At 74.2% G+C, this 20680-nt stretch carries 24 protein-coding genes; 11 read left to right on the top strand and 13 right to left on the bottom strand.

What is annotated here, in order from left to right; translation table 11 throughout:
* Positions 1 to 24 precede the first annotated feature (24 nt).
* Complete coding sequence (locus tag OO48_RS19610) at positions 25 to 1686, bottom strand: fumarate hydratase (protein WP_033218027.1); 1662 nt, start codon at positions 1684 to 1686, stop codon at positions 25 to 27.
* Between the two features lie 161 nt (positions 1687 to 1847).
* Between OO48_RS19610 and OO48_RS19605 the strand changes: the two genes are divergently transcribed.
* Together OO48_RS19605 and OO48_RS19600 are read left to right on the top strand one after the other, a co-directional pair.
* Positions 1848 to 2585 carry a DUF1707 SHOCT-like domain-containing protein gene (locus OO48_RS19605; protein ID WP_081952234.1) on the top strand — a complete coding sequence of 246 codons (738 nt, stop codon included), beginning with the start codon at positions 1848 to 1850 and terminating at the stop codon, positions 2583 to 2585.
* 243 nt (positions 2586 to 2828) lie between these two features.
* A complete protein-coding gene (locus OO48_RS19600; RefSeq protein ID WP_033218025.1) occupies positions 2829 to 3179 on the top strand; it encodes a WhiB family transcriptional regulator in 351 nt (116 codons plus the stop codon).
* 100 nt (positions 3180 to 3279) lie between these two features.
* On the opposite strand, the gene glpX is transcribed toward OO48_RS19600, so the two are convergent.
* Positions 3280 to 4320, bottom strand: coding sequence for a class II fructose-bisphosphatase (gene glpX, locus OO48_RS19595; RefSeq protein WP_033218023.1), 1041 nt, complete (start codon positions 4318 to 4320; stop codon positions 3280 to 3282).
* Positions 4321 to 4533: 213 nt separating this feature from the next.
* Between glpX and OO48_RS19590 the strand changes: the two genes are divergently transcribed.
* On the top strand, positions 4534 to 5064 hold the full coding sequence (locus OO48_RS19590; protein ID WP_245194717.1) for a DUF4245 domain-containing protein: 531 nt from the start codon (positions 4534 to 4536) through the stop codon (positions 5062 to 5064).
* Between the two features lie 75 nt (positions 5065 to 5139).
* Here OO48_RS19590 and OO48_RS19585 read toward each other — a convergent pair whose 3' ends face one another.
* Both OO48_RS19585 and OO48_RS19580 read right to left on the bottom strand, forming a co-directional pair.
* Positions 5140 to 5733, bottom strand: a complete 594-nt coding sequence (locus OO48_RS19585; protein ID WP_033218019.1) for a malonic semialdehyde reductase — start codon at positions 5731 to 5733, stop codon at positions 5140 to 5142.
* 134 nt (positions 5734 to 5867) lie between these two features.
* Positions 5868 to 6107 carry an exodeoxyribonuclease VII small subunit gene (locus OO48_RS19580; RefSeq protein WP_033218017.1) on the bottom strand — a complete coding sequence of 80 codons (240 nt, stop codon included), beginning with the start codon at positions 6105 to 6107 and terminating at the stop codon, positions 5868 to 5870.
* A gap of 73 nt (positions 6108 to 6180) precedes the next feature.
* Here OO48_RS19580 and OO48_RS19575 point away from each other — a divergent pair, with 73 nt between their 5' ends.
* Entirely contained in the window at positions 6181 to 6660 is a 480-nt protein-coding gene (locus OO48_RS19575) for a GNAT family N-acetyltransferase (RefSeq protein ID WP_033218015.1), read from the top strand.
* Here OO48_RS19575 and OO48_RS19570 read toward each other — a convergent pair.
* The 3 genes from OO48_RS19570 to OO48_RS19560 form a co-directional block, all read right to left on the bottom strand.
* Entirely contained in the window at positions 6594 to 7280 is a 687-nt protein-coding gene (locus OO48_RS19570) for an RNA polymerase sigma factor (protein WP_051732322.1), read from the bottom strand. The genes OO48_RS19575 and OO48_RS19570 overlap by 67 nt on opposite strands.
* Positions 7281 to 7444: 164 nt before the next feature.
* On the bottom strand, positions 7445 to 8662 hold the full coding sequence (gene xseA / locus OO48_RS19565) for an exodeoxyribonuclease VII large subunit (protein ID WP_051732321.1): 1218 nt from the start codon (positions 8660 to 8662) through the stop codon (positions 7445 to 7447).
* A 127-nt stretch (positions 8663 to 8789) separates the two neighbouring features.
* Complete coding sequence (locus OO48_RS19560; RefSeq protein WP_033218012.1) at positions 8790 to 10136, bottom strand: APC family permease; 1347 nt, start codon at positions 10134 to 10136, stop codon at positions 8790 to 8792.
* Between the two features lie 73 nt (positions 10137 to 10209).
* Between OO48_RS19560 and OO48_RS19555 the strand changes: the two genes are divergently transcribed.
* Positions 10210 to 11184 (top strand): 4-hydroxy-3-methylbut-2-enyl diphosphate reductase, encoded by a 975-nt coding sequence (locus OO48_RS19555; RefSeq protein ID WP_033218010.1) that lies wholly within the window; start codon positions 10210 to 10212, stop codon positions 11182 to 11184.
* Between the two features lie 139 nt (positions 11185 to 11323).
* The gene (gene ppgK / locus OO48_RS19550) at positions 11324 to 12100 is read left to right on the top strand and encodes a polyphosphate--glucose phosphotransferase (protein ID WP_051732320.1); all 777 of its coding nucleotides are present in this window, start codon (positions 11324 to 11326) and stop codon (positions 12098 to 12100) included.
* 18 nt (positions 12101 to 12118) lie between these two features.
* On the opposite strand, the gene OO48_RS19545 is transcribed toward ppgK, so the two are convergent.
* Positions 12119 to 12700 carry a DUF6542 domain-containing protein gene (locus tag OO48_RS19545; RefSeq protein WP_157845493.1) on the bottom strand — a complete coding sequence of 194 codons (582 nt, stop codon included), beginning with the start codon at positions 12698 to 12700 and terminating at the stop codon, positions 12119 to 12121.
* 180 nt (positions 12701 to 12880) lie between these two features.
* Here OO48_RS19545 and ychF point away from each other — a divergent pair, with 180 nt between their 5' ends.
* Positions 12881 to 13954 (top strand): redox-regulated ATPase YchF, encoded by a 1074-nt coding sequence (gene ychF, locus OO48_RS19540; RefSeq protein ID WP_033218005.1) that lies wholly within the window; start codon positions 12881 to 12883, stop codon positions 13952 to 13954.
* A gap of 285 nt (positions 13955 to 14239) precedes the next feature.
* Here the strand turns inward: ychF and OO48_RS19535 are convergent, their stop codons facing one another.
* Positions 14240 to 14503: a type II toxin-antitoxin system prevent-host-death family antitoxin gene (locus OO48_RS19535; RefSeq protein ID WP_033218003.1), complete on the bottom strand. Its 264-nt coding sequence runs from the start codon at positions 14501 to 14503 to the stop codon at positions 14240 to 14242.
* 47 nt (positions 14504 to 14550) lie between these two features.
* Between OO48_RS19535 and OO48_RS19530 the strand changes: the two genes are divergently transcribed.
* The 4 genes from OO48_RS19530 to OO48_RS19515 all read left to right on the top strand — a co-directional run bounded on the left by OO48_RS19530 (position 14551) and on the right by OO48_RS19515 (position 18107).
* Positions 14551 to 15228 (top strand): 2-phosphosulfolactate phosphatase, encoded by a 678-nt coding sequence (locus OO48_RS19530; protein ID WP_033218104.1) that lies wholly within the window; start codon positions 14551 to 14553, stop codon positions 15226 to 15228.
* 73 nt (positions 15229 to 15301) lie between these two features.
* Positions 15302 to 15889 carry a TetR/AcrR family transcriptional regulator gene (locus OO48_RS19525; RefSeq protein WP_033218001.1) on the top strand — a complete coding sequence of 196 codons (588 nt, stop codon included), beginning with the start codon at positions 15302 to 15304 and terminating at the stop codon, positions 15887 to 15889.
* Positions 15886 to 17295, top strand: a complete 1410-nt coding sequence (locus tag OO48_RS19520; RefSeq protein WP_081952233.1) for an MFS transporter — start codon at positions 15886 to 15888, stop codon at positions 17293 to 17295. The genes OO48_RS19525 and OO48_RS19520 overlap by 4 nt, the downstream gene beginning before the upstream one ends.
* An 86-nt stretch (positions 17296 to 17381) precedes the next feature.
* A complete protein-coding gene (locus OO48_RS19515) occupies positions 17382 to 18107 on the top strand; it encodes an alpha/beta hydrolase (RefSeq protein WP_033217997.1) in 726 nt (241 codons plus the stop codon).
* 25 nt (positions 18108 to 18132) lie between these two features.
* On the opposite strand, the gene OO48_RS19510 is transcribed toward OO48_RS19515, so the two are convergent.
* The 4 genes from OO48_RS19510 to OO48_RS19495 all read right to left on the bottom strand — a co-directional run bounded on the left by OO48_RS19510 (position 18133) and on the right by OO48_RS19495 (position 20652).
* Positions 18133 to 18789: an HAD-IA family hydrolase gene (locus OO48_RS19510; protein ID WP_033217992.1), complete on the bottom strand. Its 657-nt coding sequence runs from the start codon at positions 18787 to 18789 to the stop codon at positions 18133 to 18135.
* A gap of 70 nt (positions 18790 to 18859) precedes the next feature.
* The gene (locus tag OO48_RS41050; protein WP_033217990.1) at positions 18860 to 19318 is read right to left on the bottom strand and encodes a deaminase; all 459 of its coding nucleotides are present in this window, start codon (positions 19316 to 19318) and stop codon (positions 18860 to 18862) included.
* Positions 19308 to 20000 (bottom strand): dihydrofolate reductase family protein, encoded by a 693-nt coding sequence (locus OO48_RS41045; protein ID WP_033217989.1) that lies wholly within the window; start codon positions 19998 to 20000, stop codon positions 19308 to 19310. The genes OO48_RS41050 and OO48_RS41045 overlap by 11 nt, the downstream gene beginning before the upstream one ends.
* A 67-nt stretch (positions 20001 to 20067) precedes the next feature.
* A complete protein-coding gene (locus OO48_RS19495; RefSeq protein ID WP_033217988.1) occupies positions 20068 to 20652 on the bottom strand; it encodes a pyridoxamine 5'-phosphate oxidase family protein in 585 nt (194 codons plus the stop codon).
* Between the last annotated feature and the right edge of the window lie 28 nt (positions 20653 to 20680).

The raw sequence follows: 20680 nt of genomic DNA, 5'->3' as shown, positions 1-20680 counted from the left end.
TCGTCCCTTTCCAGCGCGCCGCCGCTACTGCGCCGAACGCACCCGCAGGCTGGTGATCAGCGGCCCGTCGGTGACCTCGGCGAAGAAGTCGTTGCCCTTGTCGTCCACCACGATGAACGCCGGGAAGTCCTCCACCTCGATCCGCCAGACCGCCTCCATGCCGAGCTCCGGGTACTCCAGCACCTCGACCTTCTTGATGCAGTCCTGCGCGAGCCGGGCCGCCGGGCCGCCGATGGAGCCCAGGTAGAAGCCGCCGTGCTCGTTGCACGCCTTGGTGACCTGCTTGGAGCGGTTGCCCTTGGCCAGCATCACCATCGAACCGCCCGCCGCCTGGAACTGGTCGACGTAGGAGTCCATCCGGCCGGCCGTGGTCGGGCCGAACGAGCCGGACGCGAAGCCCTCGGGGGTCTTCGCCGGGCCCGCGTAGTACACCGGGTGGTCCTTCAGGTACTGCGGCATGCCCTGCCCGGCGTCCAGCCGCTCCTTGATCTTGGCGTGCGCGATGTCGCGGGCCACCACCAGCGTGCCGGTCAGCGAGAGCCGGGTCTTCACCGGGTACTTGGACAGCTCGGCGCGGACCTCGGACATCGGGCGGTTCAGGTCGATCCGCACCACGTCGTCGTTGAGGTGCTCGTCGGTGGTCTCCGGCAGGTACTTCGCCGGGTCGGTCTCCAGCTGCTCCAGGAACACGCCCTCGGCGGTGATCTTGCCGAGCGCCTGGCGGTCCGCCGAGCAGGACACCGCCATCGCGACCGGCAGCGAGGCGCCGTGCCGCGGCAGCCGGATCACCCGCACGTCGTGGCAGAAGTACTTGCCGCCGAACTGCGCGCCGATGCCGATCTTCTGGGTCAGCTCGAAGACCTTCTGCTCCAGCTCCAGGTCGCGGAAGCCGTGCCCGGTCCGCGCGTCGCCGCCGGTGGGCAGGTTGTCCAGGTAGTGCGCGGAGGCGTACTTCGCGGTCTTCAGGGCGAACTCGGCGCTGGTGCCGCCGACCACGATCGCCAGGTGGTACGGCGGGCAGGCCGCGGTGCCCAGCGAACGGATCTTCTGCTCCAGGAAGTTGAGCATCGACGCCTCGTTGAGGATCGCCTTGGTCTCCTGGTACAGGTACGACTTGTTGGCGGAGCCGCCGCCCTTCGCCATGAACAGGAACTTGTAGGCGTCCCCGTCGGTGGCGTACAGCTCGATCTGGGCCGGCAGGTTGTTGCCGGTGTTCTTCTCGTCCCACATGGTCACCGGGGCCATCTGGGAGTACCGCAGGTTCAGCTTGGTGTACGCGTCGAACACGCCGCGGGCGATCGCCGACTCGTCCTCGCCGGAGGTCAGCACGTTCTGGCCGCGCTTGCCCATCACGATCGCGGTGCCGGTGTCCTGGCACATCGGCAGGATGCCGCCGGCCGAGATGTTGACGTTCTTCAGCAGGTCCAGCGCCACGAACCGGTCGTTCGGGCTGGCCTCCGGGTCGTCCAGGATCCGGCGCAGCTGCGCCAGGTGCGCCGGGCGCAGGTAGTGCGAGATGTCGTGCATCGCCTCGGCCGTCAGCAGCCGCAGCGCCTCCGGCTCGACCTGCAGGAAGGTGCGACCGCCGGCCTCGAAGGTCGAGACCCCCTCGGAGGTGAGCTTGCGGTACGGAGTGGTGTCCGTGCCGAGCGGGAGCAGGTCGCGGTAGGCGAACTCTGGGGCCATGAGGTGATCCTTCGGTTCTTTCGGCTTCGTCGACGAGGCACCCTCCAGGTTAGGCGCACCCGTTCCGGCCCCCGCGTCCAGGTCGGCCTGCGTGACCGGGGTCACGCCCGTTGCGTCGAACCGCCGTTCGGTTCGCGGGCGGGCTCGCTAGGCTTTGTGACGTGGACAACTCTCCCGAGCAGGACCCGCTGGGCGCGCTGCCCGCCCAGCTGCCGAAGAACGAGCCCGTCCCGGCGTCCGTCCAGGCCCCCGGCACCGACCTGGCCGCCGAGTTGAAGGCTTCCGACGCCGACCGCGAACGCGTCGCCGACCTGCTGCGCGACGCGTACGCCGAGGGCCGGCTGACCGTCGACGAGCACGCCGAACGCATCGAGGCCGCCTACGGCGCCCGCACCTTCGGCGAGCTGGAGCCCCTCACCCGCGACCTGCCCAGCCACCCCGGGCCGATCCGGCACAACCTCACCAAGCCCCCGCTGGAGGCCGCGGCCGCCGAGCGGCCCCCGCTGCCCCCGGCCAGGGCCGAGGCGCCCACCATGCTCGCGGTGTTCGGCGGCGCCGCCCGCAAGGGCCGCTGGCGGGTCGGCTCGCACCTCAAGGCGGTCGCGGTGTTCGGCGGCATCGAGATCGACCTCACCGACGCGGTCTTCGAGTCCCCCGAGGTGGTGATCGAGGTGATCTCGGTGTTCGGCGGCGTCGAGATCCGCGTCCCCGAGAACGTCAGCCTGCACGGCGGCGGCGCCGGCGTCTTCGGCGGCTTCGAGGTGCGCGAGCAGACCTCCGCCGACCCGTACGCGCCGGTGGTCCGGGTCAAGGGCGCGGCGGTGTTCGGCGGCGTCGAGGCCAAGCCGCGGCGCGGCAAGAAGATCAAGGAGTGGGTGCGCCGGCAGCTCGACGGCTGACCTGCGGAGGTCTCGACGGGGCGTCAACTCACCGTGCGGCACTCGTCGTTGCCCCGAGTGCAGGGTGTAGTCGATTGCGTGCGGTGTGCATGAATCCCGGAGCGGCGGGGTAGTTCCAATCGCACATCGTTCCTGAACGGCTGTGACCCCACGGGTCGGCGACGGCGCCACGGCGAGGGAGCACGGGGCAGTCGGGCAGGAGGCGACCTTGTCCCCCAGCCTTGAGCCTGGTCAGGAGTTACCGTGCTGCATCCGATCGAGTCCAGCGCCAGCGCCGCCGCCCGCCGCCCGGCGGCCCAGCCGGATCTGGACGACAACCCCTGGCACAACTCGGCCGCCTGCCGCAGCGACGAGGCCGGGCTGTTCTTCGCCCCCTCCAAGGAGCCGACCGCCGCCCGCCTCGCCCGCGAGGAGCAGGCCAAGCGCGTCTGCGCCCGCTGCCCGGTCCTGCTCGAATGCCGCGAACACGCCCTCGCCCAGCCCGAGCCCTACGGCGTCTGGGGCGGCCTCACCGCCGCCGAACGCCGCGTCGTCCTCACCCGTCGGCGCCGTCGCGAGACCGAGATCCGCGTCCCGGCCCGCATAGCGGGCTGAGGCCCGCCACGCCGAGGCGGGACGGGGGCGCGGGGAACCGTCCGGTTCCCCGCGCCCCCGGTCGTGCCCTCTTCGTTTTCTCGTTTTCGCCCGCGCGGCGCTAGTTCGCCCGGTCGAAGTCGATCGCGCTGTACGCCCGCAGCTTGGCCAGCTTGTGGGTGGAGTCGATCCGCCGGATCGTCCCGCTCTTGGAGCGCATGACCAGCGACGAGGTGGTGGCGGTCTCCTGGCGGTAGTGGACGCCGCGCAGCAGTTCGCCGTCGGTGATGCCGGTGGCGACGAAGAACACGTTCTCGCCGCTGACCAGGTCGTCCGTGGTCAGCACGCGGTCCAGGTCGTGCCCGGCGTCCAGCGCCTTCTGGCGCTCCGCCGCGTCCTTGGGCCACAGCCGGCCCTGGATGACGCCGCCCATGCACTTCATCGCGCAGGCGGCGATGATGCCCTCGGGGGTGCCGCCGATGCCCATCAGCAGGTCGACGCCGGTCTCTTCGCGGGCGGCCATGATCGCGCCGGCCACGTCGCCGTCCGAGATGAACTTGATCCGGGCGCCGGCCTCGCGGATCTCCCGGACCAGGTTCTCGTGCCGGGGCCGGTCCAGGACGACGACGGTGACGTCCTCGACGGCGGAGCCCTTCGCCTTGGCGACCCGGCGGATGTTGACCGCGGGCGGGGCGGTGATGTCGACGTAGTCGGCGGCCTCGGGACCGCAGACCAGCTTGTCCATGTAGAAGACCGCGCTGGGGTCGAACATGGTGCCGCGGTCGGCGACCGCGAGGACCGCGACGGCGTTGTTCATGCCCTTGGCGGTGAGGGTGGTGCCGTCCACCGGGTCGACGGCGACGTCGCACTCGGCGCCGGTGCCGTCGCCGACCCGCTCGCCGTTGTAGAGCATCGGGGCCTCGTCCTTCTCGCCCTCGCCGATGACGACGACGCCGTTCATCGAGACGGTGGAGACGAGGGTGCGCATCGCCTTCACGGCGGCCCCGTCGGCGCCGTTCTTGTCACCCCGGCCGACCCAGCGGCCGGCGGCCATCGCGGCGGCCTCGGTGACCCGGACCAGTTCGAGGGCGAGGTTGCGGTCGGGCGCTTCCGGAGCGACCTCCAGCGCGGAGGGGAGGTGGTGCGGGTACTGCGTGGTCATCGTCGTTACCTCTCTGTACGCGACGGCCAGTCAGCACCGGGACACGGAGGGTCACCAGTGCTGCATTGAGGGTTGCTGCGATCGTATCGGCAGGTGGCGCGGGTGTCTGTGGCGCCCGCCTCCCGCGCCCCTTACCGCCCTCGCCGCCCCCGACCGCCGCCGACCGGCGCACCGGTGCGCGGCGCCCGCGTAAGCGCCGCCTACCATGGGCGGGTGGCAGGCAACAGCAGCAAGAGGGGCCGTCAGACGGTACGGGACATGGTCCTGTCGATGGCGGCGGTCGGCGTCGTGGTGGTGGTCGCGTACTTCTCGATCCCCGGCGCGGACGGCAAGGGCAACGGCGTGCACTCGGTGCCGTACCAGGTCGAACTCGCGTCGGCGAAGCGGGCCGCGCCGTACCCGCTGCTCGGTCCGCAGCAGCTGCCGGACGGCTGGAAGGCCACCTCGGTGTCCTACGGCCCGAGCGAGAAGAGCCGCGCCGCCTGGCACCTGGGCCTGAACACCGCCTCCGGCCAGTACGCGGCGGTCGAGCAGGCCGACGGCAGCTCCGAGGACGTGGTGGAGCGCAACGTCCCGGGCGCCGAGCCGGACGGCACCGCCACGGTGGCCGGCCAGGAGTGGCAGCGGGTGCAGGGCGACCGCTACCGGGCGCTGGTCCGCCCGGCGGGCGGCACCGGCACCACGGTGCTCGCCGGCACCGCCTCGTACGAGGAGCTCGCGCAGCTCGCCGAGACCCTGGAGTAGGCCCGCCGGGAACGACGGAGGCCCCCGCCGGGAACGGCGGGGGCCTTCGCTGTCACGCGGGGCCGTCGGCGGTGATCAGACGGTGGTGACGACCTGCTCGTAGGACAGGCGCGGGCTGCGCGGGAACCAGGCGTCCTCGCCCGGCTTGCCGATGTTGACCACGGCCAGCACCGAGTGCTCGCCGTCGGCGAAGAACTCCTTGTTGATGCCGTCGGCGTCGTAGCCGGTCATCGGGCCGGCGGCCAGGCCGGCGGCGCGGACGCCGACGATGAAGTAGGCGGCCTGCAGGGCGCCGTTCAGGGTGGCGGAGGCCTCGCGGACCGAGCGCTCGGAGAAGAACATGTCCTTCGCCTGCGGGAAGTGCGGCAGCTGCGAGGGGAGCTCCTCGTGGAACTCGTTGTCGGCGGCCAGGATGGCGACCAGCGGCGCGGCGGAGGTCTTGGCCTTGTTGCCGTCGGCCATGTGCTGCACCAGGCGGGCGCGGCCCTCCTCGGAGCGGACCAGGACGATGCGCAGCGGCTGCTGGTTGAACGCGGTCGGGCCGTACTTCACCAGGTCGTAGATCGCCTGGACCTGCTCGTCGCTGACCGGCTCGTCCGAGAAGGTGTTGGCGGTGCGGGCCTCACGGAAGAGCAGGTCCTGGGCGGCGGCGTCGAGTGCCAGGGTCATGGTCTGTGTCCTACCTCAAAGCTGGGGACCGGGGTTCGATCGGCGGCCTGGGTGCCGCACGATCAGGTCCAACTTCGGTGAAAGTTAAACCATTCCCGATCGGCCTGTGATGTGCACCACAGATCGGGCCGGGCTCACTCCCCGTCAGGCTCCTCGGCGGCCATCGCCGCGTCCAACCGGGCCCGGGCGCCGTCCAGCCAGCGCTGGCAGACCTTCGCCAGCTCCTCGCCGCGCTCCCACAGCGCCAGCGACTCCTCCAGCGTCGTCCCGCCGGTCTCCAACTGCCGCACCACCTGCAGCAGTTCGTCCCGCGCCTGCTCGTAGCCGAGCGACTCCCGAGAACTCTCGCCCCGCTGCCCCTGCTGATCTGCCATGCCGCCCAGGGTAGGCGCTGACCCCGACAAACCCGTTGCGCCCCGCCCCGTTCCCCGCCCTACCCTGCCGACCATGAGCACCCCACGCCCGGCCGTCCCCGCGGACGCGGAGGAACTGGTCGAACTCCGCTCGCTGATGTTCGAGGCCATGCACGGAGAGGCCCGCCCCGGCCCCTGGCAGCGCACCGCCGCCGACCTGCTGGAGCACCGGCTCGCCGAGCCGGAGCGGAAGTTGCAGGCGTACGTGGTCGACGACCCGGAGCGCCCCGGCCGACTGCTCGGCTGCGCCATCGGCACCCTGGAGCAGCGGCTGCCCGCCCCCGGCCACCCCGACGGCCTGTTCGGCTTCGTCTTCAACGTCTGCACCCGCCCCGAGGAGCGCGGCCGCGGCCACGCCCGGGCCTGCCTGGAGGCCCTGCTCGGCTGGTTCGACGCCGCCGGCGCCACCCGGGTCGACCTGCACGCCACCGAGGACGGCCAGGCGCTCTACCGCAGCCTCGGCTTCCGGGGGCACTCCACGCCGCTCTCCCGCCGGCGCCCGACCGCCGGCTGACCCGCCGCCCCGGCCCCGGCCGCCCGGCGCGGCCCCACCGCCCGCCGGGGCGGCGCCGGCGCGCCCTGCGCCAGCGTGCGCCGCAGGTTCAGCCGGGCCCGGTAGGTCAGCGTCTTCACCGCGCCCACCCGCAGTCCGATCCGGTCGGCGATCTCCACCGAGCTCAGCCCGTCCCAGTAGCGCAGCCGCAGCACCGAGCGCTGCCGCTCGTTCAGCGCCGACAGCGCCGCGTCCACCCGCTCCGCCTCGGCCGCCGCGATCACCGACTCCTCCACCCGCACCCCGGAATCGCGGTCGGCGACCGCCGCCACCGCCGACTCCCGTCGGGTGGAGCGCCGTTTCTCGTGGTCCAGCAGCACATTGCGGGCGATGGTGAACATCCACGCGCCGAGATCCGTGCCCGTCCAGTGGAAACCGCGAATTCCCGCCATGGCGCGGACGAAAGTGTCCTGGGCCAGGTCCTCGGCCAGCGGCCGGCTCCCGGTGCGGCGCAGCAGGAACGCCAGCACCGCGCCGTGGTAGCACCGGTAGATGTCCGCCCAGGCATCGCGGTCCCCGGACTTGGCGGCCTCGATCAGCGCGGGCGCCACCGACGGTCTGTCCGACGGGGTGACGTCCATGCCGAACCTCCGGAAAGTGCCGGAAATGGGAAGGCCCGTCACACTATGACCCGGTCCGACCCGGTGCAAGCAGTTCCGGAAAAGCGGCGGGAATTCCCGGCGATTTCCGCGCGGAGGGGGCTCGCGGCCAATTCCGCGAGCCGGTGACGGACCGCCCGGGGCCGTCAGTCGTCGCCGAGGTGCGCCCGCACCCCGAACGAGCCGCCCGCCACCCGGGCCCGCAGCGCCTCCCCGTCCGCGGCCTGCGCCGGGTCGGTCAGCACCGTGCCGTCCGCCTTCTGCAGCACCGCGTACCCGCGCTCCAGGGTGGCCAGCGGCGACAGCGCCACCACCCGGGCCAGCGCGTGCCCCAGGTCGCTCTGCGCGAGGTCGAGCCGGTGCCCCAGCACCCGCCGGGCCCGCTCCACCAGCGCCTCCACCTCCGCGCCGCGGGCCGCCACCGCCTCGGTCGGCGCCGCCAGCGCCGGACGGCTGCGCACCGAGGCCAGCCCCGCCGACTCCCGCTCCACCCGGTGCAGCGCGGCCCGCCGCGCCTGGTCCCGCAACTGCCGCACCCGGGCCAGCTCCTCGCCCACGTCCGGCACCACCCGCTTGGCCGCGTCGGTCGGCGTGGACGCCCGGAAGTCCGCGACGAAGTCCAGCAGCGGCTGGTCCGGCTCGTGCCCGATCGCGCTCACCACCGGCGTGCGGGCCGCCGCCACCGTCCGCACCAACTCCTCGTCGGAGAACGGCAGCAGGTCCTCCACGCTGCCGCCGCCGCGGGCCACCACGATCACCTCGACCTCCGCCAGCGCGTCCAACTCCCGCACCGCCGCGCACACCTGGCCCACCGCCTGCGGGCCCTGCACCAGCACGTTGCGCACCTCGAAGCGCACCGCCGGCCAGCGCCGCCGGGCGTTCTCCAGCACGTCCCGCTCGGCCGCCGAACCCCGGCCGGTCACCAGGCCCACGCAGCCCGGCAGGAACGGCAGCGGCTTCTTCCGGGCGTCCTCGAACAGGCCCTCGGCGAACAGCCGGCGCTTCAACTGCTCCAGCCGGGCCAGCAGTTCGCCCAGGCCGACCAGCCGCAGCTCGGAGGCCCGCAGCGAGAGCGTGCCGCGCGCCGTGTACCACTCCGGCTTCGCCCGGACGATCACCCGGGCGCCCTCCTGCACGGCGTCCGCGACCTGCTCGAACACCTGCCGGAAGCAGGTCACCGTCAGCGAGACGTCCCGGTCCGGGTCGCGCAGGGTCAGGAACACCATCCCCGCCCCCGGCCGCCGGTTCAGCTGCGCGATCTGCCCCTCCACCCACACCTCGCCCAGCCGATCGACCCACCCGCCGATCAACGCCGAGACCTTCCCCACCGGCAGGGGCGCTTCCGGACTGCTCGTGTTGGCCATGCCCCGAGGCTAGCCGCAGAGTGGGACGGACCAGGGGTGCGCGGAGCCGCGCGGCCGACCGGTCACCCCCGGCAGGACCGCGACGCAGGACGACGCCCCGCACCCCGCCGCGACCCCGCGGACGGTCTCACACCGCGCGGCCCCGCCCGCGCTGGGCGACGAGCACCACCAGCCCCACCGCCAGCCAGGCCGCGCCGACGATCTGCGCCGTGTGCGAGGCCTCCACCAGCACCGCCACCAGCACCGCGACCCCCAGCAGCGGCACCACCCCGTGCCGCAGCCAGTCCCGGGAGCCGCCGCGCACCACGTACCAGCCCACCACCGAGGCGTGCAGCAGCACGAACGCGGTGAGCGCGCCGACGTTGACCACCGAGGTCAGCTGGTCGAGGCCGTCGTCCCGACGGGCCGCCCAGACCGCCGCCACCAGCGTGATCACCGCCGCGGTCAGCAGCGCCCGCCGGGGCACCGCCGTCCGCCCGTCGACCACGCCCAGGGCGCGCGGCAGCCGTCCCTCCCGGCCCATCGCGAACACCAGCCGCCCGGCCGCCGCCTGCCCGGCCAGCGCCGCGAACGCCGCCCCGATCGCCTTGGACGCCGCGATCAGCACGTGCAGCCAGTGCCCCACGGCGGACTCCACGGTGTCGTAGAACGCCGAGCCCTGCGCCTCCGGGTCGGCCGCCAGCTGCTGCGGCGTCACCGGCTCCAGCACCGCCGCCAGGTACGTCTGCACCACGAACAGCAGCCCGGCCAGCGCCAGGCACCACAGCACCGCCCGGGCCACCGCCGCCGACGCGCCGACCGCCTCCTCGACGAACGAGGCGATCGCGTCGAAGCCGAGGTAGGAGAGCACCGCCACCGACACCGCCGACAGCACCGCCGTCAACGAGAACGCGCCGACTCCCCCGAACGGGGAGCCCCAGGCGCGCGCCGCCCCGTCCCGGGCCAGCACCACCACCGCCGCGACCACGAACACCGCCAGCACCACGATCTCCATCGTCAGCACCGCGAACCCCACCACCGCCGCCGTCCGCACCCCGGCCAGGTTCAGCGCCGTGGTGGCCAGCACCGCCAGCACCGTCCACACCCAGCGCGACACGTCCGGCACCAGCGAGTTCAGCGCGATCCCGGAGAACAGGTACGCCACCGCCGGGATCAGCAGGTAGTCGAGCATCGCCATCCACCCGGCGACGAACCCCGGCCCCTCGCCCAGCCCGGCCCGCGCGTACGCGAACACCGACCCGGTCCGCGGCACCGCCCGCACCATCTCGGCGTACGACAGCGCGGTGAACCCCATCGCCACCGTCGCCACCAGGTACACCGCCGCCACCGCGCCGTGGCTCTTCGCGTCCAGCACGCCGAACACGCCCACCGGCGCCATCGGGGCGATGAACAGCAGCCCGTACACCATCAGATCCCGCACCCCGAGGGTGCGCCGCAGCTCAGCGGTCCGCGCCTGTGTGCTCACCCTCGCCATTCCACCCGCCGCGCCCGGTCCCGGCGCGGCGACGCGCGTCCGGGCCCGCGGGACTCGCCCGTACGATGGAGCCATGTCGACCACCGCTCAGCGCCGTGTCCTGCTCGCCGCCCCCCGGGGCTACTGCGCGGGCGTCGACCGCGCCGTGATCGCCGTGGAGAAGGCCCTGGAGCAGTACGGGGCGCCGATCTACGTCCGCAAGCAGATCGTCCACAACAAGTACGTCGTGCAGACCCTGGAGAAGCAGGGCGCGATCTTCGTCGACGAGACGGAGGAGGTGCCCGAGGGCTCGATCGTGGTCTTCTCCGCGCACGGCGTCGCCCCGTCCGTGCACGACGAGGCCGAGGCCGGCCGGCTCGCCACCATCGACGCCACCTGCCCGCTGGTCACCAAGGTGCACAAGGAGGCCCGCCGGTTCGCCGACGAGGACTACGACATCCTGCTGATCGGCCACGAGGGCCACGAGGAGGTCGTCGGCACCATGGGCGAGGCCCCCGAGCGGATCCACCTGGTGGACGGCGCCGAGGACGTCGCCAACGTCGCGGTCCGCGACGAGTCCAAGCTGGTCTGGCTCTCCCAGACCACCCTCTCGGTGGACGAGACCATGGAGACCGTCGACGCCCTCAAGCAGCGCTTCCCGCTGCTGGTCTCCCCGCCCAGCGACGACATCTGCTACGCCACCCAGAACCGCCAGGTCGCCGTCAAGCAGCTCGCCCCCGAGGCCGACCTGCTGATCGTGGTCGGCTCCAAGAACTCCTCCAACTCGGTCCGGCTGGTCGAGGTCGGCCTCGAGTACGGCGCCAAGGCCGCCCACCTCGTCGACTTCGCCGACGAGATCGACCCGGCCTGGCTGGAGGGCGTCACCACGGTCGGCCTGACCAGCGGCGCCTCGGTGCCCGAGATCCTGGTCGACGGCGTGCTCGAACTGCTCGCCGCGCACGGCTTCGAGGACGTCCGGATCGTCAAGACCGCCGAGGAGCACCTCACCTTCTCGCTCCCCAAGGAGCTCCGCCGCGACCTGCGCGCCGAGGCCGCCGGCAAGCTCTGACCCGCCCCGGCGCCCGGCCCCGCCCCCGCGGAGCCGGGCGACCCGCGCCGGAACGGCTGCGCGGGCCCCCGTCCCCCCGTACGTTGGTGCGAGGGCCGGCGGGCAGCGGACGCCCGCGGCAGTACGGGAGGCGACGGCAGTGACGACGGTCTTCGGCGTGGACATCGGCGGCTCGGGCATCAAGGGCGCACCGGTCGACCTGGACAAGGGCGTGCTCGCCCAGGAGCGCCACAAGGTGCTCACCCCGCACCCCTCGGGCCCGGACGAGGTGATCGGCGCGGTCTGCGAGGTCGTCCGGCACTTCGACCACCGCGGGCCGGTCGGCCTGACCTTCCCCGGCGTGGTCGTCGACGGGCACACCAGGACCGCCGCCAACGTCGACAAGGGCTGGATCGGCCTGGACGCCGAGGCCCGGTTCAGCGACGCGCTCGGCCTGCCCGCCACCGTCGTCAACGACGCCGACGCGGCCGGCATCGCCGAGGTCACCCACGGCGCCGGCCGCGGCCGGCCCGGCGTCGTGCTGCTGCTCACCTTCGGCACCGGCATCGGCAGCGCCCTGTTCTCCGACGGCGTGCTCGTCCCCAACACCGAACTCGGCCACCTCGAACTGCGCGGCAAGGACGCCGAACGGCGGGCCTCCTCCGCCGCCAAGGAGCGCCACGACCTCAGCTGGGCCGAGTGGGCCGGGCGGGTCGACGAGTACCTCGACCTGGTCGAGATGCTGTTCTCCCCGCAGCTGGTCATCATCGGCGGCGGCGTCAGCCGCAAGCACGAGAAGTTCCTGCCGCTGCTCAAGGACCGCCGCGCCGAGGTCGTCCCCGCCGAGCTGCGCAACGACGCGGGCATCGTCGGCGCCGCGATGGCCGCGGCCCGGCGGCCCACCGTGCCCGCCGCCCAGCCCCCGGTCGGCGGCTGACGCGCGCGGTGCGCGGACCTACCTGGCCCGGCGCCGGCGGCGCTGGGCCAGGTGGCGCGCGGTGACGATCGCGGCGGCCAGGGCGGTGCCGGCGAACAGCCAGCCCGCCCGCAGCGCCAGCCCGCCGGCCAGCGACACCACCGCGCCGGTGAGGCCCTGCGAGGGGCCCGGCTGGAGCAGCACCAGCGCCGCCGCGAAGGCGATCGGCCCGCAGATCGGCGCCGACGCCAGGTCCGAGTACCGCACCCGCACGGCCAGCTGGAAGCACACCACCAGGTAGCCGAGCCCGAACAGCACCCCGAGCCCGCCGAACAGCAGCCGGTCCACCGCGGCGGACACCAGCGTCCCCGCCACCGCCGCGACCCCGGTGCCCACCGCCGTCAGCCGGGCCGGGCGCCCGCTCCCGCCGCGCCGCTGCCGCGCCGCCAGCAGCCGCTGCGCCGCGCGCTTCAACGCCAGCGGGCCGGTCCGGCCGCCGGACGCCGACCGCAGCCGGGACTCGAGGGGGACGCTCTGCCCCGGAACGGCGGCCTCGCCGGCGCCGCGCCCGGGCGGTCGTCTGCTCGGCCCTGGCGGCTGGGTACGGATGCTCTGCTCCACCCGACCAACGTACGGTCCGATCATCGACACCGTGTGTAATGGCCCTCCGGCAATTGTCCGTGTCCGCCCGGTGCGCGCCCCACCCGCGCCGCCGGGGCCTCCCCGCGCGCCCCGTAGACTGGGGGACCGGCCCGCAGCGGGCCACCTCGACGCCCTCCAAGCCCCGGGACACCACTCTTCATGTCGCTCACGATCGGAATCGTCGGCCTGCCGAACGTCGGCAAGTCGACCCTTTTCAACGCCCTGACCAAGAACGACGTGCTGGCGGCCAACTACCCGTTCGCCACCATCGAGCCGAACGTCGGCGTCGTCGGCGTCCCCGACCCGCGGCTGGAGAAGCTCGCCGAGATCTTCGGCTCGCAGCGCGTCCTCCCGGCCACCGTCGACTTCGTCGACATCGCCGGCATCGTCCGCGGCGCCAGCGAGGGCGAGGGCCTGGGCAACAAGTTCCTCGCCAACATCCGCGAGGCCAACGCGATCTGCCAGGTCGTCCGGGCCTTCACCGACCCCGACGTGGTCCACGTCGACGGCAAGGTCTCGCCCAAGGACGACATCGAGACCATCCACACCGAGCTGATCCTCGCCGACCTGCAGACCATCGAGAAGGCGCTGCCCCGGCTCCAGAAGGAGGCCCGGCTCAAGAAGGACACCGCGGCCGTGCTCGCCGCCGCCGAGGCCGCCCAGGCCGTCCTGGAGACCGGCAAGACCCTCTTCGAGGCCGGCTTCGACACCGCCGCCATCCGCGACCTGCACCTGATGACCTCGAAGCCGTTCCTCTACGTCTTCAACGTCGACGAGGACGCCCTCTCCGACGAGGACTTCAAGAACGCCCAGCGCGCCCTGGTCGCCCCCGCCGAGGCCATCTTCCTCAACGCCAAGATCGAGTCCGAGCTGATCGAGCTCGACGACGACGAGGCCCTCGAACTCCTCCAGTCGATGGGCCAGGACGAGCCCGGCCTCGCCACCCTCGCCCGCGTCGGCTTCGCCACCCTCGGCCTGCAGACCTACCTCACCGCAGGCCCCAAGGAGACCCGCGCCTGGACCATCAGGAAGGGCGCCACCGCCCCCGAGGCCGCCGGTGTCATCCACACCGACTTCCAGAAGGGCTTCATCAAGGCCGAGGTCACCTCCTTCGACGACCTCGTCGCCGCCGGCTCCCTCACCGAGGCCCGCGCCAAGGGCAAGGCCCGCATCGAGGGCAAGGACTACGTCATGCAGGACGGCGACGTCGTGGAGTTCCGCTTCAACGTCTGATCGGCGCCTTGCCGCGCGCTGGGTGATCCGCCAAGCACGCTGGTCGGAAGGGGCCGGCTCCGACGGGAGCCGGCCCCTTCGTCATCACGGTGCCGGACGGGCGCTGGACGTCCTGGCGCCGGATCGGCCGGTGTCCGCCGCCGTGAACGGTGGGGCGATGCCCGACGTGCACGACCCGCACCACTGGTTCCCCGCTGCCGATCGTGCAGACGACCCGGCGGTCGCCGACTCGCAGGCGTCGGCGTCCGGGCCGCCTGAGCCTCGGGTCGGAACGCGGTTCGGTACTCATTCGCTGCGGGCCCGGGTCTCCCTCATGATGTCCTCGACCGGGGTACCGGGGGCCGGGTTCGCCATTCGTTCGTCGATGGTCCGGTTGATCTCGCGCTCTTCCCGTTCCCGGTACTTGCGCAGTGCCTCGACGGAGACGGCGGCGGCGACCTCCTTGCCCCGGCGTGTGGTCACCGTGGGCACGTCGTCCCGATCGGCCCGCTCCACGACCTCGGCCGGGGCCGCGCCCGCCGGGGCGTCCCCTTCGCCGCGTTCGGGCACGGGAAATTCCGGGACCGCGCGGGGAGGTCCGGGTGATCATGGCGGTCATGGAGACCCGCTTCCTCGCCATCGGCGAACTCGCCGCCACCCCGCCCGTCGCCGTCGTCATCGACGTGATGCGGGCCTTCACCACGGCCGCCTGGGCGTTCGCGCAGGGGGCGGAGCGGATCGTGCTGGCCGGATCGCTGGACGAGGCGCTGGAGGCGAAGTCCCGTCACCCGCACTGGCTGGCGCTCAAGGACGGCCCGCCCGCGCCCGGGTTCGACGCCGTCAACTCGCCCGGCCGGCTCCGTGACACCGACCTCACCGGCCGCACCGTGATCCAGAAGACCACCGCCGGCACGGTCGGCGCGCTCGCGGTGCGGGGCGCCGACCTCGTGCTGTGCGCGAGCTTCGTGGTCGCCGGGGCCACCGCCCGCGCCCTGCGGGGCCGCCCGGAGGTGACCTTCGTCGTCACCGGGGAGGACGGCCGCGCCGAGGAGGACCGCGCCTGCGCCGAGTACATCGCCCACCGCGCCACCGGCGCCACCCCCGACCCGGCCCCCTACCTGCGCCGCGCCGCCGCGTCGACCGCCGCCGACGAACTGACCCGGGGCATCCGGGAGGGCGTCCACGAGGACGACGTCCGCCTCTGCCTGGAACTCGACCGCTTCCCCTTCGCGATGTCCGCCACCCCGGAGGACGGGCTCATGGTGCTGCGCCCGTACGGCGAGCGGGTCGGCTGAGGTCGGCGCGGTGGGGCCGTGCCCCCGACCCATCCGGTAGACGCTGTCTACCGGATGGTGGTAGACATTGTCTATGAGTAGTGAGGAGCAGTCCCCCCTGCGGGAGCGCCTGGTGGACGCCGGGGTCGAGTTGGTGCTGGCGGAGGGATCCGGGGCGGTCGGGCTGCGGGAGATCGCGCGGCGGGCCGGGGTGTCGCACGGGGCGCCGCGGCGGTACTTCGCGACGCACCGGGAGCTGCTGTCGGCGGTGGCGCGGCGCGGGTTCGCGGAGTTGGCGGGGCGGTTCGCGGCGGTGCGGGGGGCGGACGCGCGGGAGCGGGTGGCGGGGATGGCCCGGGTGTACCTGGCGTACGCGGCCGAGCGGCGCGGCATGTTCGAGCTGATGTTCCGCCACGACCTGCTGACCGGCGACGGGTCGGCACCGGGCGGGCCCCGGCTGCGGGAGGAGACGGCGCCGCTGTTCGGGGAGATGGCGCGGCTGGTGGGGGAGTGCACGGGGGACGCCGGGCGGGCCCCGGTGGCGACGGCCGCGCTGTGGGCGAACCTGCACGGCCTGGCCCAGTTGCAGGGCTGGGGGAGTACGGGCCTGATGCTGGGGGAGGGCCGCGAGGAGGAGTTGCTGCGGGCCGTGCTGGACGCGCACCTCGGGGGTCAGGCGTGAGCCGCCTCGCACTGCCGGTGAGCGCCGGCGCCGCCATGCTGGTGGCCCTGGACGGCACCGTGCTGCTGATGGCGCAGCCCGCCATGCGACGTGAACTCGGCTGCACCACCGCGCAGTTGCAGTGGACCAGTACCGGCTACCTGGTCGCCGTCGCGGCCCTGCTGGTGCTCGCCGGCCGGCTCGGCGACAGGTACGGCCACCGCCGGACGCTGCTGGCGGGCGTGCTGGGCTTCGGCGCGTCCTCGGCGGGCATCGCGCTCGCGCCGTCCGTCGGCTGGGTGATCGGACTGCGGACCGCCCAGGGCGTGTTCGGCGCGCTGCTGCAACCGGGCACGCTCGCGCTGCTGCGGCTGTGCTGCCCGCCGGAACGGCTCGGCCGGGCGATCGCCGTCCGGACGGGGGCCATCGCGGTCGCGGCGGGCGCGGGCCCGCTGCTCGGCGGGCTGCTGGTGGACGCGTTCGGCTGGCGCGCGGTGTTCTGGATCAACGTCCCGGCGGCCGCCCTGATCGCCGCGATGGCGCTCGCGCTGCGCCCCGACCGGGGGCGGCCGGACGGGCGGCAGCGCCTCGACCCGGCGGGCGCGGTCCTGCTCGCGGCGGCGCTGGCCGCCCTGGTGCACGCGCTCTCCCGGGTGCCGGAGCGCGGCTGGAGCGGGACGAGCGCCGAACTGGCGGGCGCGGCGGGCCTGTTCGCGGTGCTGGTGGTGCACGAGCGGCGCGCCGCGAGCCCGGTGGTGCCGCGCCCGGTCGCCCGGTCGCGTCCGGTGACGGCGTCGCTGGCCTTGCTGCTGACCGCCTCGGCCGGGCTGTTCGGCACCCTGTTCAGCACCACCTTCCGGCTCCAGGACACCCTGCACGTGGGCCCGTTGGGCGCGGCGCTGCGGATGCTGCCGCTGACCGCGCTGATGGTGCTGGGCGCCCCGGCGGCCGAACGGGCGCTGCGCGTCCAGGGGCCCCGGCGGACGGCGCTGGCGGGCGTGGCGCTGCTGGTGGCGGGCATCGCGGGGCTGGCCGGGCCGGGCGACGGGGGCGCCTCGGCGGTGCTCACCGGAGCGGCTTCGGCGCTGCTGGGCGCGGGGTTCGCGGTGGTGATGGTGACGGCGACCGGCACCGTGGTCGGCGACGCCCCGGCGGGGTACGCGGGCGCGGTCGGCGGCCTGAAGCAGACCGCGATGAACATCGGCCCGACCCTGGGCATCGCGGCCGCCGCCGGCACTGGGACGCACGGCGCCCTGCCCGTCCTGACCGTGCTCGCCGCACTCGGCCTGCTGCCCGCCGCCGCGCTGCCCGGTGTTCCGCTGCCCGCCGCCGCGCAGGGCGCCGCCGCGCAGGAAGCCGCCGCGCAGGGCGGCGCGCCCCGCGCCACGGGCCCGCTGTCGGCGAGGCGTGACACCCTGACCCGATGACGGAAGGGCGGCGGCCCGTCGGCCAAGGCGGCCGCCGGACGGCGCCGGCCGGACACCCGCCCGTCCCCACCCGCCAGGGAGCACGCATGGACTTCTTCGAGTCGACCGTCGAGGCGGACGGCGAACGCCTGGCCTGCACCGTGGTCGAACCGTCCGCCCCGGCCGGCCCGCTCACGGCGCTGCTGATGCACGGCGCGGGCAGCGGCGACCGGCACCGGTGCCTGCCGCTGGCAAGGGAGTTGGCGGCCGCCGGGTGCCGTGCGGTGACGTTCGACTTCGCCGGGCACGGCGCGAGCAGCGGCACCCTCGGCGAGCTCTCACTGGCCCGCCGGGCCCGCCAGGCCCGCGCCGTGCTGGAACGGCACGCCCCGGTCGGCCCGCTGCTGCTGGTCGGCTTCTCGATGAGCGGCCAGACCGTCACCGACCTGCTGAGGAGGCCCGAACTCGCGGTCCGCACCGAGGCGATCGCCCTCTGCGCGCCCGCCGCCTACGCCCGCGAGGTGCGCGAACTCCCCTTCGCCGCGCCTGAGTTCACCAACACCCTGCGTACGGCGGGCAGTTGGCGCAGCAGCCCGGCCTTCGGCACCCTCGCGGCCTTCACCGGCCGGGCGGTACTGGTGCTCCCGGAGACGGACGGCGTGATCCCGGCCGAGGTGACCGAGGCCCTGGACGCCGCCCTGCGCGCCCGCCCGGCGGCGGCCCCGTACACCAGGCTGGTCCTGCCGGGCGCCGACCACCTGCTCGGCCGCTGGCTGGGCGACCGCCCGGAGGAGTGCGAGCGGGTGGCGGCGGCGCTGCTGGGCGCGGACTAGGACCTGTCCGCGCCCTGCCCGCACCTCAGGGCAGTTCGACGACCAGGGCGCCGTCCTCGGCGCGGCTGACGAAGACGCCGGAGAGGTCGTCCACGTGGTGGTCGGGCCGGTGGGCGGCGGCGCGCGGGCCGATGCCGAGCACCGGCATGCCGGCGGCCCGGGCGGCGGCGATGCCCGCCTCGGAGTCCTCCAGGACCAGGCACTCGGCGGGGGCGACGCCCAGTTGGGCGGCGGCCTTGAGGAAGCCCTCCGGGTCGGGCTTGCTGGCGCCGACGTGCTCGGCGGTGATCACCAGTGGCGGCAGCGGGACGCCGGCGGCGGCCATCCGGACGCGGGCCAGCCGGTCGTCGGCGGAGGTCACCAGCGCGTGCGGGAGGTCGGCCAGCGAGGCCACCAGCCGTGCGGCGCCCGGGATTTCGACCACGCCGTCGATGTCGGAGGACTCCTCGTCGAGCATCACCGCGTTCTCGGCGAGGTTCTGCTCCATCGGGCGGTCGGGCAGCAGCAGGGCCATGGTCAGGTGGCCCTGCCGCCCGTGCGCGACCCGCATCACCTCGTCGCCGTCCAGGCCGTTGCGCTCGGCCCAGCGGCGCCAGCAGCGCTCGACCACGGCGTCGGAGTTGACCAGGGTGCCGTCCATGTCGAGCAGGACGGCCCGGACCGGCGGGGTGAGGACGGGCATCGGGTCTCCTCGGAGGCCTCGTACGGGTGTTTGTTCCTCAAGCGTACAAAACCTGCGACGGCCGGGCCGCTCAGCCCACCAGGTGCGCGTTGACCGCCCTGGCCTCCTCGGCGAGCTCCGGCAGCTCCACCACCTCGACGCCCGCCGCCTCCAGCAGCGCGGTGCCCCGGCAGTCCTCGACGAAGAGCGCGGGCTCCCGCCAGGCCACCACCACCCGCGGCACCCCGGCCGCGACGATCAGTTCCGCGCACGGGTGCGGCCGGGAGGCGCGCTGCCCGCACGGCTCCAGGGTGGAGTAGACGGTGGCGGTGCGCAGCCGGGGGTCGCCGGCCGGCAGCTTGCCGAGCGCGGCCTCCTCGGCGTGGTTCACGGCGTCCACCTCGCGGCTGTAGCCCTCGGCCAGCACCTCGCCGTCCGCGCCGACGATCACCGCGCCGACCGAGAAGGCGGCCTCGGACGGCGGGCAGCGCCGGGACAGCTCGATCGCGCGGCGCAGCCGGAGCAGATCGCGCTCGCGGTCACTGGTCATCGGAGGACTCCTTCGGGGCGTACCGCAGCAGGACGACGTCCCCCACCGTACGTGCCCCCAGCAGCCGCATCCGGCGGGTCGGGCCGCCCGGGTACGTGGCGGGGGCGAGGAAGCGGGGCGCGTCGGCCTGGCCGACCAGCAGCGGGGCGACGGCCAGGTGCAGCTCGTCGGCCAGGCCCTCGGCGAGGAAGCGGGTGTGCACGCCGCCGCCGCCCTCGACCATCAGCCGGCGCACCCCCCGCGCGCCTAGGTCGTCCAGCACCGCGCCCAGCGGCACCGCCGGGCCCAGCGCGACCACCTCGGTGCCGGGCGCCCCGGCCAGCGCGGCGCGCAGCGCGGGCGCGGTGGCGTCGGTGGTGTAGGCGAGCTTGGCGCCGCCGGTGTGCCAGAACTTCAGCGCCGGGTCGAGCCGCCCGCTCGCGCTCAGGGTGACCTTCAGCGGATGCGCGGGGCGCCCGGCGGCCACCCGCCCGGCGCGCCGCCCGGCCGAGTTGACCAGCAGCCGGGGGTCGTCGGCGCGCAGCGTCCCGCCGCCGACCAGGATCGCGTCGCTGTCGGCGCGCAGCGCGTCGACCCGGTCGAAGTCCTCGGCGTTGGAGAGCAGCAGCCGCTCGGGCGAGGCGTCGTCGAGGTGGCCGTCGAGCGACACCGCGGCGCTCAGCAGGACGTGGGGGCGGGGCACGGCGGGGCTCCAGGTTCGGCGTACGGGGGGAGGCTCCCACCGTACGCCGCCCGGCGGGCGCGGCCGTTCAGGACGGGCGGGGCGGCACCGGCAGCGGCAGGGCGGGCAGCCCGTTGATGCTGACGGCGACGTTCTCCTTGCCCTCGCAGTACTCGCTGAACCGGTCCTCGCCCTTGCGGTCGAAGAACTCGGCCAGCAGCGTCCGGTCCTCCCGGTAGTCCATGAACGGGACGGCGAACCCGCAGGAGTCGCTGACCCGCTCGGCCCGCACCAGGATGATCGCGCGCAGCGCGGTGCCGTCCGCCGAGGGGTCGAAGCGGGCGAGCAGTCCGGCGAAGCGCGGGTCGTCGCGGAACACCGGCTCGCCGCGCCCGTGCACCCGCAGCACGGTGGGCGGCCCCTCGAAGGCGCACCACATCAGGACGATCCGGCCGTTCTCCCGCAGGTGCGCGATGGTCTCGGCGTGCGAGCCGCCGAAGTCCAGGTAGGCGAGGGTCAGTCCGTCGATCACCGCCAGGGTGCCGGCCCGGCCCTTGGGCGACAGGTTGAGGAATCCGTCGGCGGCCAGCGGGGCGGTGCCGACGAAGTAGACGGGCTGCTTCTCGATGAACGCGCGCAGCCTGGCGTCAATGCGTTCATAGGTCTTTCCCATGCGGACGATTCTGCTCCCGGCGGGTTCC

Origin of the sequence: Kitasatospora phosalacinea (assembly GCF_000716545.1) — a bacterium.
Classification (GTDB): Bacteria; Actinomycetota; Actinomycetes; order Streptomycetales; family Streptomycetaceae; genus Kitasatospora; species Kitasatospora phosalacinea.
Note: the sequence above shows the minus strand (reverse complement) of the source record. Positions and strands in the feature narration are given on the sequence as shown.

Coding starts and splice junctions, on each gene's coding strand:
- OO48_RS19610 (WP_033218027.1), bottom strand. CDS start 1,686: ATGGCCCCAGAGTTCGCCTACCGCGACCTGCTCCCGCTCGGCACGGAC.
- OO48_RS19575 (WP_033218015.1), top strand. CDS start 6,181: ATGAGCACCCCACGCCCGGCCGTCCCCGCGGACGCGGAGGAACTGGTC.
- OO48_RS19580 (WP_033218017.1), bottom strand. CDS start 6,107: ATGGCAGATCAGCAGGGGCAGCGGGGCGAGAGTTCTCGGGAGTCGCTC.
- OO48_RS19585 (WP_033218019.1), bottom strand. CDS start 5,733: ATGACCCTGGCACTCGACGCCGCCGCCCAGGACCTGCTCTTCCGTGAG.
- OO48_RS41050 (WP_033217990.1), bottom strand. CDS start 19,318: ATGACCAGTGACCGCGAGCGCGATCTGCTCCGGCTGCGCCGCGCGATC.
- OO48_RS19515 (WP_033217997.1), top strand. CDS start 17,382: ATGGACTTCTTCGAGTCGACCGTCGAGGCGGACGGCGAACGCCTGGCC.
- glpX (WP_033218023.1), bottom strand. CDS start 4,320: ATGACCACGCAGTACCCGCACCACCTCCCCTCCGCGCTGGAGGTCGCT.
- OO48_RS19525 (WP_033218001.1), top strand. CDS start 15,302: ATGAGTAGTGAGGAGCAGTCCCCCCTGCGGGAGCGCCTGGTGGACGCC.
- OO48_RS19555 (WP_033218010.1), top strand. CDS start 10,210: ATGTCGACCACCGCTCAGCGCCGTGTCCTGCTCGCCGCCCCCCGGGGC.
- OO48_RS19510 (WP_033217992.1), bottom strand. CDS start 18,789: ATGCCCGTCCTCACCCCGCCGGTCCGGGCCGTCCTGCTCGACATGGAC.
- ychF (WP_033218005.1), top strand. CDS start 12,881: ATGTCGCTCACGATCGGAATCGTCGGCCTGCCGAACGTCGGCAAGTCG.
- OO48_RS19570 (WP_051732322.1), bottom strand. CDS start 7,280: ATGGACGTCACCCCGTCGGACAGACCGTCGGTGGCGCCCGCGCTGATC.
- OO48_RS19560 (WP_033218012.1), bottom strand. CDS start 10,136: ATGGCGAGGGTGAGCACACAGGCGCGGACCGCTGAGCTGCGGCGCACC.
- OO48_RS19530 (WP_033218104.1), top strand. CDS start 14,551: ATGGAGACCCGCTTCCTCGCCATCGGCGAACTCGCCGCCACCCCGCCC.
- OO48_RS19495 (WP_033217988.1), bottom strand. CDS start 20,652: ATGGGAAAGACCTATGAACGCATTGACGCCAGGCTGCGCGCGTTCATC.
- xseA (WP_051732321.1), bottom strand. CDS start 8,662: ATGGCCAACACGAGCAGTCCGGAAGCGCCCCTGCCGGTGGGGAAGGTC.